Annotated in this window: 14 protein-coding genes and 1 tRNA gene; 10 read left to right on the top strand and 5 right to left on the bottom strand. The window is 39.7% G+C overall.

Features of this window, described 5'->3' with window-relative positions; translation table 11 throughout:
• Positions 1-9 precede the first annotated feature (9 nt).
• The 9 genes from murG to KIH23_RS00655 all read left to right on the top strand — a co-directional run bounded on the left by murG (position 10) and on the right by KIH23_RS00655 (position 10017).
• A complete protein-coding gene (gene murG / locus KIH23_RS00695) occupies positions 10-1113 on the top strand; it encodes an undecaprenyldiphospho-muramoylpentapeptide beta-N-acetylglucosaminyltransferase (protein WP_213210722.1) in 1104 nt (367 codons plus the stop codon).
• Positions 1114-1118: 5 nt separating this feature from the next.
• Entirely contained in the window at positions 1119-2459 is a 1341-nt protein-coding gene (gene murC, locus KIH23_RS00690) for a UDP-N-acetylmuramate--L-alanine ligase (RefSeq protein ID WP_213210720.1), read from the top strand.
• Positions 2456-3178, top strand: a complete 723-nt coding sequence (locus KIH23_RS00685) for a cell division protein FtsQ/DivIB (RefSeq protein ID WP_213210719.1) — start codon at positions 2456-2458, stop codon at positions 3176-3178. The genes murC and KIH23_RS00685 overlap by 4 nt, the downstream gene beginning before the upstream one ends.
• Positions 3179-3184: 6 nt before the next feature.
• Positions 3185-4609 (top strand): cell division protein FtsA, encoded by a 1425-nt coding sequence (gene ftsA, locus KIH23_RS00680; protein WP_213210718.1) that lies wholly within the window; start codon positions 3185-3187, stop codon positions 4607-4609.
• Between the two features lie 47 nt (positions 4610-4656).
• Positions 4657-6600, top strand: a complete 1944-nt coding sequence (gene ftsZ / locus KIH23_RS00675) for a cell division protein FtsZ (RefSeq protein ID WP_213210717.1) — start codon at positions 4657-4659, stop codon at positions 6598-6600.
• A 276-nt stretch (positions 6601-6876) separates the two neighbouring features.
• Positions 6877-7326, top strand: a complete 450-nt coding sequence (locus tag KIH23_RS00670) for a GatB/YqeY domain-containing protein (protein ID WP_213210715.1) — start codon at positions 6877-6879, stop codon at positions 7324-7326.
• Positions 7327-7404: 78 nt separating this feature from the next.
• Positions 7405-7478, top strand: a tRNA-Arg gene (locus KIH23_RS00665).
• Positions 7479-7793: 315 nt separating this feature from the next.
• Positions 7794-8213, top strand: a complete 420-nt coding sequence (locus KIH23_RS00660) for a CBS domain-containing protein (protein ID WP_213210714.1) — start codon at positions 7794-7796, stop codon at positions 8211-8213.
• A gap of 64 nt (positions 8214-8277) precedes the next feature.
• On the top strand, positions 8278-10017 hold the full coding sequence (locus KIH23_RS00655; protein ID WP_213210713.1) for a T9SS type A sorting domain-containing protein: 1740 nt from the start codon (positions 8278-8280) through the stop codon (positions 10015-10017).
• Here the strand turns inward: KIH23_RS00655 and rpe are convergent, their stop codons facing one another.
• From rpe to KIH23_RS00635, 4 genes are all read right to left on the bottom strand, one after another.
• Positions 10018-10677 carry a ribulose-phosphate 3-epimerase gene (rpe, locus tag KIH23_RS00650; protein ID WP_213210712.1) on the bottom strand — a complete coding sequence of 220 codons (660 nt, stop codon included), beginning with the start codon at positions 10675-10677 and terminating at the stop codon, positions 10018-10020.
• A 423-nt stretch (positions 10678-11100) separates the two neighbouring features.
• Complete coding sequence (locus tag KIH23_RS00645) at positions 11101-11964, bottom strand: RNA polymerase sigma factor RpoD/SigA (RefSeq protein ID WP_007804760.1); 864 nt, start codon at positions 11962-11964, stop codon at positions 11101-11103.
• 130 nt (positions 11965-12094) lie between these two features.
• Positions 12095-12409 (bottom strand): DUF2752 domain-containing protein, encoded by a 315-nt coding sequence (locus KIH23_RS00640; RefSeq protein WP_213210711.1) that lies wholly within the window; start codon positions 12407-12409, stop codon positions 12095-12097.
• 3 nt (positions 12410-12412) lie between these two features.
• Positions 12413-12781 carry a TM2 domain-containing protein gene (locus KIH23_RS00635; protein WP_213210710.1) on the bottom strand — a complete coding sequence of 123 codons (369 nt, stop codon included), beginning with the start codon at positions 12779-12781 and terminating at the stop codon, positions 12413-12415.
• Between the two features lie 66 nt (positions 12782-12847).
• Between KIH23_RS00635 and KIH23_RS00630 the strand changes: the two genes are divergently transcribed.
• A complete protein-coding gene (locus KIH23_RS00630) occupies positions 12848-13729 on the top strand; it encodes a hypothetical protein (RefSeq protein ID WP_213210709.1) in 882 nt (293 codons plus the stop codon).
• Positions 13730-13789: 60 nt separating this feature from the next.
• Here the strand turns inward: KIH23_RS00630 and KIH23_RS00625 are convergent, their stop codons facing one another.
• Entirely contained in the window at positions 13790-14479 is a 690-nt protein-coding gene (locus KIH23_RS00625; RefSeq protein WP_213210708.1) for a hypothetical protein, read from the bottom strand.
• Positions 14480-14551: the final 72 nt, after the last annotated feature.

Raw genomic sequence — 14551 nt, 5'->3', positions numbered from 1 at the left:
AAAAACAAAATGGCCAACCTAAAATTCATCTTAAGCGGAGGCGGAACCGGAGGACATATTTATCCGGCCATAGCCATTGCTAATGAACTCAAAAAGCGTTTTCCGGATGCTGCATTTTTGTTTGTGGGTGCCAGCGATAAAATGGAAATGCAAAAAGTGCCGCAAGCCGGTTATGCTATCAAAGGTTTGTGGATTGCAGGTTTGCAACGCCGATTGACTTTAGACAACGCGATGTTTCCGCTCAAACTCATGAGCAGTTTGCTCAAATCAAGAGCCATTATCAAGCAATTCAAACCCGATGTTGTGATTGGTACAGGCGGTTTTGCCAGCGGTCCATTGTTGCAAATGGCCAATGCTGCGGGTGTTCCGACGGTGGTTCAAGAGCAAAATTCTTATCCGGGCATTACCAATAAATTATTAGGTAAAAAAGCGGCCAGTATTTGTGTGGCTTATGAACATTTAGAACGGTTTTTTCCGGCCGATAAAATCAAATTTACCGGAAACCCGGTGCGTCAGGATTTAGTGGATATTTTTGAGAAAAAGGCCGAGGCGCAAGCGTATTTTAATTTAAATCCGAATCAAAAAACTTTGTTGGTTTTGGGCGGAAGTCTGGGTGCGCGTCGAGTAAATCAACTCATTGCTGCCGAATTAGACTTTTTGGCACAAAATAATATTCAGCTCATTTGGCAATGTGGCAAACTCTATTTAGATCAATATCAATCAAACAATGATCGCAAAGATGTTCAAGTGAACGCTTTTATTGATCGTATGGATTTGGCTTATGCTGCGGCAGATTTTGTGATTTCGCGCGCCGGAGCTTCATCGGTTTCAGAACTTTGTTTGGTGGGCAAGCCGGTGATCTTTATACCATCGCCCAATGTGGCCGAAGATCATCAAACCAAAAATGCCCAAGCGATTGTTAAGCAAAACGGTGCGATCCTCATCCGCGAAAGCGAACTCGACACTGATTTTGAAACCGTCTTCAGCCATTTAATTGCTGATGAGACTCAGCAAAAAACACTTAGTGAAAACATCAAAGCGCTGGCCAAACCGCGCGCGACCCAAGATATAGTTGACGAAATTGTGCGGTTGTGTCCGCCACAAAAAATATAAATCAGATGAATCTGAATCAAATTCAAAACGTTTATTTCATCGGTATTGGCGGCATTGGTATGAGCGCCTTGGCCCGATATTTTAAAAGCATTGGCAAGCAAGTTTCTGGCTATGATAAAACCGAAACTGAACTTACGCGTGAGCTTGTTCAAGGCGGAATTTCGATTCATTTTGAAGATTCTATTGCTCTGATTCCATCCACCTTTTTGCCCGATAACACTCTGGTGGTCGTGACTCCGGCGGTTCCTGTTCATCATGCCGAGTGGAACTTTTTTCAAGAGCGCGACTATCAGATTAAGAAAAGAGCTGAAGTGCTCGGCATCATTACCCGCGATACTTTTTGTTTTGCCGTTGCGGGCACCCACGGAAAAACCACTACTTCGAGTATTCTCGGACACGTTTTGTATCAAAGCGGTCTGGATGTAACTGCTTTTGTAGGCGGAATTGTTGAGAACTACGATTCTAATTTGATTGGCTCAGGAAAAACCATTACGGTAGTTGAGGCCGATGAATTTGATCGTTCGTTTTTGCATTTGCATCCGGATATTGCTTGTGTTACTTCAACCGATGCTGACCATTTAGATATTTATGGCGATAAAGCCTCGATTGAAGCTTCATTTGCCGAGTTTGCCGATAAAGTAGATGATAAAACCAAGTTATTTGTTGCTCAAGGACTGTCGCTTGAGGGCGTTACTGTAGCCGTGAATAAAGAAGCATCGTTTAAGGCTTTTAACGTGCGTATTGAAAACAGCGCATACGTTTTTGACATACAAACACCTACCGAAACACTTCGTGGTTTTTCGTTCAATTTGCCCGGAACACATAATTTAACCAATGCGTTGATGGCTTTTGCGATGGCCTACACTTATGGTGTTTCTGTAGATGATATCCGAAAAGCATTGGCTAGTTTTCAGGGAATTCGCCGCAGATTTTCGTTTCAGATCAAAACCGACGGTTTAGTTTTTATTGATGATTATGCGCATCATCCCACCGAAATCAACGCAGTGCATCAAGCGGTGCGCGAGTTATATCCGAACCAAAAAGTTTTGGCTGTTTTTCAGCCGCATTTGTTTAGTCGAACTCGTGATTTTGCCGATGGTTTTGCTCAGAGTTTGTCGGCCTTTGATCAGGTTTTGCTCTTAGATATTTATCCCGCGCGCGAACTTCCGATAGAAGGCGTCACCTCAAGTTGGCTCATGTCAAAAATGACCAACCCAAATGTACAGTTGGTTGAAAAAGCTGATTTGATTTCAGCTATTAAAGCCAGCGAACACAAGGTAATTGTTACTATTGGCGCCGGAGATATAGGGGAATTAGTCAAATCAATAAAAGCCTCTTTGTTATGAAATTTTTTAATTGGAATAACATTCGATTAATGTTGATGTTTGCTTTAGTGGTGTTTTTGTATTCGTTTTCATCAATCAGAAACAGTCACCGAAAATTGACGCAATCAAAGGTGATTTTTGTCAATGATAAGAACCCATTTATTAGGGCTGAAGTGGTTAATAAATTGTTAATAGAAAATAAAACGCAGGCCCAAAGCATTAAAAAACTTGATTTAGATTTGAACAAATTGGAAAAGTCTGTAGATGCAAATCCAATGATTGAAAAGTCAGAGGTTTTTGTAAGTATAGACGGGGTTTTAAAGGCAGTGGTCAAACAAAAAACACCTATTGCCAGGCTGTGTAATGAAGGGGAATCATTCTACATTGACTATCAAGGTGGTACAATGCCATTGTCGGAGGAATTTACAGCCAGAGTTCCAATTATCTCGGGGGAAATTAACAACATAAAACCAAACGAACTCAGCCAAGTGCTGCGTAAAATTTACAACGATGACTTTTTGAAAAAAAACATCATCGGGATACAAATTTCGCCGCTCGGAAGCTTAAAGATGACGACTAGGAATTACAATTTCGACCTAGAATTTGGACGACCTATTAACATCGAAAGGAAATTTAGCAACTATAAAGCTTTTTATCAGAAAGCCGAAGTTGACAGTTTGCTGGGTCGTTACAAGAAAATAAATCTGACGTTCACGCAACAAATAGTGTGCACCAAATAATAGATTATGGAAAAAGAAAACATTGCAGTAGGTCTAGACATCGGAACTACTAAAATTGTAGCCATGATTGGCAAGAAAAACGAGTACGGAAAACTCGAGATTTTAGGGGTTGGAAAATCTAAAAGTCTTGGAGTTGCCCGTGGTGTGGTTAATAATATCACACAAACCATCCATTCTATTCAGCAAGCTATCCTCGAGGCCGAAAACGATTCAGGATATCAAATCAAAGATGTGGTGGTAGGCATTGCCGGACAACATATTCGCAGTATTCAGCATTCTGATTACATCAGTCGCAGCAATCCAGAAGAGGTTATTAGTGGTAAAGACATTGATTTACTCATCAACCAAGTACATAAATTGGCGATGCTGCCGGGTGAAGAAATCATCCATGTTTTGCCGCAAGAATTTAAAATTGATGGTCAATCGGGCATCAAAGAACCCATTGGTATGTACGGAGGCCGCTTAGAAAGTAGCTTTCACGTAGTGGTGGGTCAGGCTTCATCGATTCGCAATGTAGGTCGTTGTGTGCAAAGTTCTGGCATTGAATTGTCAGGCTTAACCCTTGAGCCTCTTGCTTCAGCTGATGCGGTTTTGAGTCAAGAAGAAAAAGAAGCCGGTGTTGCACTCATCGATATCGGTGGCGGAACGACTGATTTGGCCATTTTCAAAGATGGCATCATTCGTCATACAGCGGTGATTCCTTTTGGCGGTAACGTAATTACGGATGATATCAAAGAAGGATGCTCGATCATCGAAAAACAAGCAGAATTACTCAAAGTAAAATTTGGTTCGGCTTGGCCGGGTGAGAATAAAGACAATGAAATTGTTTCTATTCCCGGATTACGCGGTCGTGAACCTAAAGAAATATCACTCAAAAACCTATCAAAAATCATCCACGCTCGTGTGGTTGAAATTATTGAACAGGTTTTTGCCGAAATCAAAGCCTACGGACACGAAGATCCGCGCAAGAAACTTATTGCCGGAATTGTACTCACCGGTGGCGGGTCTAACTTGAAACACATCAAACAACTCGTGGAGTATATTACCGGAATGGATACGCGTATCGGTTATCCGAATGAGCATTTGGCCGGAAACTCTGACGAAGAAATTTCTAGTCCGTTGTATGCTACCGCAGTTGGTTTGGTCATGAACAGTATTGAAAACCAAACCCAGAGTGCCGTGCGCATTGAATCGCAAACAGTACCTGAAAAATCAAGCCCTAAAGTAGAACGCAAATTTGAGCCGTTTGAAATTCCAAAAGCTGTAGAACCTGAAGTTCCGGTTTTTGAAAAGGTTGAAGAAGTCGCTCCCGAGCCAGTAGCTGAGCAAGAGGTTTTCATCCGTCCGGAATCAACCGAAAGCAAAATGCGCCGTTCATTTTTTGATCGATATGTAGACAAAATCAAAGAATTTTTAGACAACGCAGAATAAAAGAATTAGCCCAACATAATAAATAAGAATACAAAATACCAAAAAGTATGACAAGCAACTCAGAATTTGGAATCTCATTCGATTTACCGAAAAATCAATCCAACGTGATTAAAGTAATCGGAGTAGGTGGCGGTGGTAGCAATGCCATCAACCACATGTTCAAGCAGGGAATTAAAGGAGTAGACTTTATTGTTTGCAACACCGATTCTCAGGCTTTGCAAAATAGTCCGGTTCCCAACAAAATTCAGTTAGGTGTAAACTTAACAGAAGGTTTAGGAGCAGGCGCCAATCCTGAAGTAGGACAACAATCGGCTATTGAAAGTATTGCCGATATCGAGAAAATGCTCGACACCAATACAAAAATGGTATTTATTACAGCCGGAATGGGCGGTGGTACCGGAACAGGTGCTGCACCGGTAATTGCACAGTTGGCTAAAGAAAGAGATATTTTAACCGTTGGAATCGTTACCGTTCCTTTTCAATTTGAAGGAAAAGTTCGTTCAGATCAGGCTTTGGCCGGTGTTGAAAGATTGCGCAAACAAGTTGATTCACTCATTGTTATCAACAACAACAAATTGCGTGAAGTATACGGTAACTTGGGCTTTAAAGCCGGTTTCTCAAAAGCCGACGAAGTATTGGCCACTGCGTCACGTGGAATTGCAGAAGTCATCACACACCACTACACCCAAAACATCGACTTGAAAGATGCTAAAACCGTTCTTTCAAACAGCGGAACCGCGATTATGGGTTCAGCGACAGCTTTGGGTGACAACCGCGCCAAAGATGCTATTGTTGCGGCTTTAGATTCTCCGCTACTTAACGATAACAAAATCAACGGAGCCAAAAACGTATTGTTGCTTATTGTTTCTGGAACTACTGAAATTACCATTGACGAAATCGGAGAAATCAACGATTACATCCAAACCGAAGCAGGCTATAATGCCAACATCATTATGGGTGTTGGTGAAGATGATACTTTGGGTGATGCTATAGCCGTAACCATTATTGCTACAGGTTTCAACGCCGATCAACAAAGCGGAATCGTTAACGCTGAACCCAAAAAAATCATCCACTCACTTGATGGTGAACACAAAATTGAGCGAGATTTGACCAATAAGCCGGTTGCTTCATTTCAGTTAGATGTTGAAGTAAACCAGCCACAAGTAACTGCTGCTTCAGATGAGAAAATTGTTTTTGAACTCATCGAAGACGAATCTCCAGCGGAGCCAGTCTTGAATGAAAACGAACTGATCGCGATGACCGAATTCATCAAAAACCTTGATGTAACCTTTGAAATTGTTTCGGCAGAGCAGCCACTTTCGTTTGAAATGCCAACCTTTGAAGCTAAACCAGCCGTTGAAGTCATCAACGAAATCAAAGTGGTTGATGCTACTGAAGTAAAACAAGAGCAAGCCAGCTTTTCTTTTGATTTGTCGGTAAGTCAGCCTGAAGCGGCTACTGATGAGAACAAAATAGTTTTTGAACTCAGTAATGAAACCAAAGAAATCATTGTGAATCAACCGGTTCAAGTGGTTCCGATGACCGAGCTCAACGAAACCGGAATTGTTCGTTATTCACTTGAAGAATACATGGAAGTTGAGAGCGAATTGCTCAATTCAAAACCGGCAGCTGCAGTAGCTGAAGAGCCTGTTGCTGAAGAGCTCAATATCACGATGAAAAAGGTTGAAGAAGTTTCGAATTTCTCACCTGCTTTTGAAGATGTTTCTCCGATGGAAATGTCTATTGAAGAAACTTTAAAACTCAGAGCTGACGAGCGCCGAAGAAAGTTAAAAGAATTCAACTATAAATTCCACAACAATCCGTCGCGCATGGATGAGTTTGAGAAAGAGCCAGCTTACAAAAGACTCGGTATTGATATCACAACCAATCCAGCTCAAAACCAAGCTTCACGCCTTTCATTCGGAACCGACAGTAATGACGATGTGCAGTTGCGTTCTAACAATTCTTTTTTACACGACAACGTCGATTAAAATTTGTTTGCCATATTTTTCTAATACCTCGGAAGGCTTTGGTTTTTCGAGGTATTTTGTTTTAAAAGCCACTGTTACTATCGAACATTTTTTTGTAGTTTTGTCGGGCCTTATCCGGCTGTTTGCTACAAGCTTTTTTGCTTGACGGTTTTTTCTTTAGTCTGCCCAAGCTTCTTTGAGTCGCTGGGTTAGCCTTAGAAAAAAATCCGTCCGCTGCAAAAGGCTTTTCGCGTCCATCCGGGGCAGGGCATAGGTATCACTTAAAAAACAGATTAGATGAGTTTATCTGCTAATATCATGGAGGAAATCAAAACCGCCATGCGCGCCAAAGACACCGTGGCGCTCGAAGCTTTACGCGCCATTAAATCAGCCATTTTATTGGCCCAAACCGAAAGCGGAGCCAAAGAAGAATTATCTTCTGAGGAAGAAATCAAATTGCTCCAGCGATTAGTAAAACAGCGCAAAGACAGCGCAACTATTTATACCGAACAAGGCAGAGCTGATTTAGCCGAGCCTGAACTCGCTCAGGTTGCCGTGATTGAGAAATTCTTACCGGCACAACTTTCTGAAGCTGAAATTGAAGCCGCAGTGGCTAAAATTATTGCTGAGAATGGCTTCTCAGGAATGGCTGCTATGGGTCAGGTGATGGGCATGGCCTCAAAAGAACTCGCTGGGCAGGCTGATGGTAAAACCATTTCTATGATGGTTAAAAAATTATTGGCTTAATAAGATTAAAAGACGATAGGACTGTAAGACAATAAGATATTGAATTCCTAAAATCTTAGAGTCTTAACATCTAATAATGGCCTCGTAGTTCAACTGGATAGAATATCAGATTTCGGCTCTGAGGGTTGGGGGTTCGAACCCCTCCGAGGTCACGAATAAATACGCAAATAAGAAAAAACGCCAAGCTCGCTTGAGCGTTTTTTTGTTTTGCGTATTTTCAAAGCGGAGCTTTGAGGGTAAGGCGTAGTCAACCCCAATTAAAAACTAACTGGATTGTATTCGGGAATTGCCAAGCTCGCTTGAGCGTTTTTTTGTTTTGCGTATGTTTAAAGCGGAGCTTTGAGGGAACTGCGCAGCAAAATCTGTCTGTTGAATCAACTAATCGTAGAATGATCTTGACTTTTATCATATTTTCATTGCTTTTGATGAGCTAACTTTAATACAGTTAATCATCAAAAAATATAATTATGAAACAGCGTGTTCCGGTATCGACCATCATGTCGAAAAACCTCATTAAACTCAATCTAACCGACGATTTAACCAAAGCCGAGGAATTATTCAAAAAGTATCATATCCGTCATATTCCTGTGGTGAATGGCAATAAAATTTTAGGGATGCTGAGCTATACCGATATGCTCAGAATTTCATATGCCGATGCTATTGACGATGATGAGACTAATGTAGAAGTAACTGTTTACAATATGTTTTCGCTTGAGCAAGTTATGGCTCGAGATTTAGTGACCGTTTCTCCTGATACAAGCATCAAAGAAGTTGCTGAAATTTTGGCCAAACGCGAGTTTCATGCGCTTCCGGTGGTTGAAGGTGATTTGCTGGTCGGAATCGTCTCAACGACTGATTTAATCAAATATCTCATTGAACAATATTAAAAAAGAATGCTCTCAGAAATGGGAGCATTTTTTTATTATTTTAGTCGCTCAAAATCATTTGTTTATGAAAATAAAATTACTTGCGTTATTGTCTTTCCTGTATACTGCTTTGCATGTTCAGGCGCAAACCAGTTTTTCTTACAGTAACTTTTCTTTTTGTGTCGATGATCCGATAGAAGTTCCCACCATTACAGGTCAACAAGGTGGAATTTTTACATCCTCTGGCGGAGGTTTGAGTTTAGACGCGGTTACTGGTGCTATTTATCCTATTGCTAGTTTGCCGGGGTTCTATACGGTTGTTTATACGGTTCCTGCCAACGGTACTAATCCAGCAGAAAGTTATACGGTTGCCGTAGGAATTGAACCGCATGTAACCCCAGATTTTAACCAAATTGCCCCTATTTGTGCTGGTACTCCTGCTCCGGTATTGCCAACAGTTTCTATAAATGGAATCTCTGGAACTTGGAGTCCAGCTACCGTTAGCAATGAGTTTACAACAATGTATACATTTACGCCTAACGTGGGTCAATGTGCTATGAGTACTACTTTGGTTATAACAGTTTTTCCAGCGACTACGATTCAAATTTCAGCACCTACTCCAGCGGTTTATTGTCAAGGAACGCAGATAGCTATGACCCTGAACGCTTCGAATTCTAACGGAACGCTTACCTACAGCATTGACAATGGTGTTTTATATACTGTTGCTTTGAATCCATCGGGTTCGGCGACGATTCTTTTGCCAAATGATTTAGCTCCCGGTGCTCACAACATTACTGTGACAGGTTCGGATAATTGTGGCGGAACTGCAGTTGCCACTCTGGCATTTGACATTCAAACTGCTGTACCGGTTGATTCACTTCCGGATGTAACGGTTTGTGGTTCGTATACGCTTCCTCAGGTTAATTTTGGTAGTTATTATACACAATCTGGTGGAAATGGAACTCATTTGTCAGCAGGCGATATTTTAACGAACAGCCAAATCGTTTATATATATGCCCCCGCAGTGAATGGGATGTGCAGTGGTGAAGATTATTTTTACATTACGGTTATTCCGGTTCAAACACCTGTAATTACCGGACAAGACAATCACGATTATATTTATGTTGAAGGTACGACTGTTGTTCAGCCTTTATTGTTATCAACTTCACTAAACGGCAATTATAATTATCAATGGTATGAATCAGGTGTTGCGATTCCGAATGCCAACCAAGCAACTTATTTAGTCAATACACACAAAGACGGAGGTATACATGTATATTCTGTAAAAGCTACTGATAGTTTTATTGGCTGTTTTAGTTATTCGGCTGATTTTATCGTTTATGAAAGTGCTGTTCCTGCTCCGCTAGGGAATCAAGACCAAACCTTTAATCCAGGCCAAACGCTTGCTGATGTAGTTATTCAAGGACAAAACATTCAGTGGTATGACGGCTTAGACCGAAACATCAATGCCAATCCGTTGCCTCTATCAACTCTTTTGGTAGATGGAGTTACCTATTATGCCAGCCAAACCATCAACGGATATGAAAGTCCAGATCGATTGCCAGTAACAGTTCATTTAAATGCAATGGCCAATTCAACTTTTGAATATAATACATTTGTGATAGTTCCGAATCCGGTAAAAGACCAACTCAATATTGAATCAAAGCAACCAATGAGTCATATTGAAATATACAATTTGATGGGACAGAAATTAATTTCAGCAACCACCTCAAAAGTGTCTATGCAGGCATTTCCTTCAGGCGTTTATATTGTACAGATAAGCACCAAAGAAGGCCAGCAAAGTTTGCGTGTTGTAAAAGAATAGTTAGATAGCGTATTCTTTGAGTCTGATGATCGCTTCGGCAGGATTTTCGTCTTTAAAAACGGCGTTTCCGGCCACCAAAACATCTGCGCCCGCGGCTGATAGCTGACGGGCGTTTTTGTCTGACACACCGCCGTCAATTTCAATTAAAGCCTTAGCGTTTTTTACTTCGATGAGCGTTTTGAGCTTTTTAATTTTTTGATAAGTGTTTTCAATAAAAGATTGTCCGCCAAAACCCGGATTTACACTCATCAAACAAACCAAATCAACTTCTTGAATGATGTCTTCTAATACCGAAATTGGTGTGTGTGGATTGAGTGCCACTCCAGCTTTCATGCCTTCAGCCTTAATAGCCTGAATGGTTCGATGTAAATGAGTGCATGCCTCATAATGAACCGTTAGAATGTTAGCGCCTAATGCAGCAAAATTTTTGATGTATCGGTCTGGATCAATAATCATCAAATGTACATCAACCGTTTTTTGGGTATGTCGAGTTATAGCTTCGAGTACAGGCATACCAAAAGAGATATTCGGCACAAATACGCCATCCATAATGTCAATATGGAACCAATCTGCTTTTGACTGATTAATCATTTCTATATCGCGCTGCAAATTGCCAAAATCTGCCGAAAGTACTGAGGGAGCAATAATGGGTGTTCTCATAAAGTTGTGAAGTTGTTTTACAAAAATAGGTTTTTTGTAGTTTTTTGAATTCGAATGAGAGTATAAATTTTCTGAGCGACTAATTTTGCGTTAGGGATAGAAGCGAAAATCCTCGCAGAGATTGAAGCGGATAGCCCGGCCAAAGGCAACGCCCTAAAAAGCAAAACTCCGGACCCGAGCCATAGGCGAACTGAGCGAAGCTAAACCCGAGAGCAAAGCTCGAACAGACCGGAGGATTGCTTGTCCTAAAAAAGCAAAACTCCGGGAACCCGAGAGCAAAGCTCGAACAGACCGGAGGATTGCTTGTCCTAAAAAAGCAAAACTCCGGTAATCAGCCGGAGTTTCAATCATCAATCAAAAAACGAACAGTTAATCAGACTGTTGTCATCGTATGTAAAATTCTTAGAGAACTTTACCCTTGGATTATCCAAGATATGTTTTTAATATTTTACTTCTGGAAGTATGTTTGAGTCTGCGAATCGCTTTTTCTTTAATCTGACGTACACGTTCACGTGTTAAATCAAAGGTTTCCCCGATTTCTTCAAGGGTCATCGGATGCTGATCGCCCAAACCAAAATACAAGCGAACCACATCGGCCTCACGTGGCGTCAAAGTTTCTAATGAACGCTCAATTTCAGTACGCAATGATTCGTGAATCAATTCACGGTCAGGATTTGGTGATTCACCCGAACGCAAAACGTCGTATAAGTTTGAATCTTCACCTTCAACCAATGGCGCATCCATTGATAAGTGACGTCCTGAATTTTTCATGCTTTCTTTCACGTCATTCACCGTCATGTCTAATTCTTTGGCAATTTCTTCTGCTGACGGCGGTCGCTCGTTTGATTGCTCGAGCAAAGCATACATTTTATTGATTTTATTGATCGAACCGATTTTGTTCAGCGGCAAACGAACAATTCTCGATTGTTCTGCAAGTGCTTGAAGAATAGATTGGCGAATCCACCAAACGGCATACGAAATAAATTTAAAACCACGCGTTTCATCAAAACGTTGCGCGGCTTTAATCAAACCTAAATTGCCTTCGTTAATTAAATCCGGAAGTGTTAATCCTTGGTTTTGATATTGTTTGGCCACCGAAACCACAAAGCGAAGATTGGCTTTGGTTAATTTTTCGAGGGCTCTTTGATCACCGGCTTTGATACGTTGTGCCAATTCTACTTCTTCATCGGCTGTAATCAAATCTACTTTACCAATTTCTTGTAAATACTTGTCAAGCGACGCGGTTTCACGATTGGTTACCTGTTTGGTGATTTTGAGTTGTCTCATGTTTTATACTCCTTTTTTTAAAAGATTCTCGGCTTGTACGGTAAGCATTTTAAAAAAGTTACAAAATGGTACAAAAAAAATTAGCTGCCTTTTTCGGACAGCTAATTTGTTTTGTATTTCATCAAGACAATCAGGTTAGTTTTCCTAAAACACCAGGTAATGATTTACCTTGAATTTCATAAACTGCCTTAAGCCATAAAGGAAAAAGCAATGGTACTACTATGTACGATAACTTATTGTAATCCCAAGCTTTTTGAAAGTCAAAATGGATAAAATGCATAGTTGCTTTTGTCATTCCACAAGCGTAACATTCTGTATTAGCTAGCATTTTTGATAAACATATGCTTTCGCCGGTATCAAAAAATGTGACAGGTAATAACAATAGAACCAATGGTGCTATTATGGTTACGATAACTCTTGTGTAAAAGACAATTCTGCGTAGCATTTACTATAGAGTTTTGCTGTAACTTCCGTCTTTTGGTTGTAAGTCACCAGTGATAATTCTGATCAAGTCAATCAAAGACCAGATTCCGCAACCTCCAAGTGTCAACAACTGAACAATACCTTGCCAGATGTAACCTAAGTAGAAACGGTGAATACCAATACCTCCAACTAAAGCACATAGGATCAAAGCCATAACTTGACTTTTTCCTCCGCCCATAGCAGCTGGTGAAGATAACTCGTCTTGTTGTTTTTCAACAACAGTTGTAACAGTAACATTTTGCGGTGTAGTTCTTTGAACTGGGAAAGAAGCATAGCTAGCAAATACAGACACAAAAAGAACTGCAATCATTGAAAGAATAAATTTCATTTTCATTGTTAAAGGTTTAAAAGGTTTATATTTGCCGAAAGTAATAATTACTTCTATACAAAAACACACTGAATGCAAAAAAAAATCCTTTTTTTTATCTTTTTTTTATCTTTTTTTGGTTATTCACAGGAGAGCTATGAATATTTGGGTGCCATAAAACTCAACGGTAATGACAAAACGATGATTAGTTATAGACTGGTTTTTACCGAAAACAATGGAGTTATAAAAGGCTATTCTGTAACAGATATGGCAGGTGATAATGAAACCAAAAATATTATTGCAGGAACTTATAATCGAAAAACTAAAGAGTTGACTTTTAGGGAAGAAACTATTTTATATACCAAATCAACTTTTAGCCAAGATATGTTTTGTTTTGTCAATTTTTCAGGAAAAATAAAGTTGGTAGAAAGCAATACAAAACTTGAAGGAGATTTTAAAGGCTTGTATAAAAATAGTAAAAAATGTATAGATGGAACATTGACTTTGATTGGTTCAAACAAGCTTTACAAAGTACTTAATAAAATTAATTCTAAAATTCAAAAATCTAATAAAGTTGATGAAGTAGTCAAGAAAAAATCTAATCCAATTGCTATTCTTGACAGTCTAAAAATCAATAATTTAGTTAGAGGTCAAAATCTCCACGTTTTTACTAAATACAACAGCATGACACTTGAAGTATGGGATTCAAAAGACGAAGACGGAGACATTATTAATTTATACAACAACGATAAACTTATTCTTGACAAGTATAAAATTTTAAATAAAAAGAAGAAAATCAACATTAATCTTGAAAACGGTCAAAACGTTTTTACTATTGAAGCAGTTGATGAAGGTGAGATGAAGCCTAATACAGCTATGTTTGAGATTATTGATCAAGACAGAACTTTTGAACTTATGTCAAATCTGAAAAAAGGAGAGAAAGCTTCAATCACAATTAATAAGTTGATTGACTAAATACATCATTTACATAACAGCAAAAAAACCGGTATATACCGGTTTTTTTGCTGTTATCATTTATAGCGTTCTATTAACATTCCAAGAACCGTTTTGATTTAGAAAGTTTTGCCAAACACCATTGGCACTGTTGCCAAAAATACCACCTGAAAAATTAGCGTTTTCCATTGAGCCGGTCATTGAGGTGCCTTTACTGCTTCCTTGAATATACCATACAGAATCATCCGGAACCGAATAAGCCAATCCGTATACGAGCTCTCCGCTGGTCATTATATTAAAAGTTCCGTTGTCGGTTTGGCCAGTATAGGTTCCTTGAAAACATTTTACCTGAACGTCTGAATATTCTTTCATCAGTATCATTGAAGCTTTTTCATAACCCGGAATGATCAAATCGGTTATTTGGATTTCATCGCCATGGGCATTGCAGTTAAAATCAAATTTCATGTTGCCTTTGCTAAAAGTAAGTCCACTTATATTTTGATTGTGAATAACCGATTCTTGGGTTGAAAAAACATGCTCAGAGCCATTTATGGACAACTTTGCATTGATGGTTCCGTCGTTGTTAATGTTGATCTTGGCTACGCCGGATGGGCCAACCAAAATACCTTTGTAAATGCCGTAGTTTGAAGTGTCATGCGCTACATTCGCCTCGGGATTTACTGCGAAAGTTGTAGATTCTGTGTTTGAATCGTCACTTGTAGAGCATGAAAATAAGGTTGCAATAAAAAGTAGAGCAAAGAGTTTTTTCATCGTTTGTTTGATTAGGGGTTTGTATTAGTTTGTTGCTGTAAAATTAGTCAGGCCCGTTCAATCAATTCAGAA

Source organism: Flavobacterium sp. CYK-55 (genome assembly GCF_018413465.1).
Classification (GTDB): Bacteria; Bacteroidota; Bacteroidia; order Flavobacteriales; family Flavobacteriaceae; genus Flavobacterium.
Note: the sequence above shows the minus strand (reverse complement) of the source record. Positions and strands in the feature narration are given on the sequence as shown.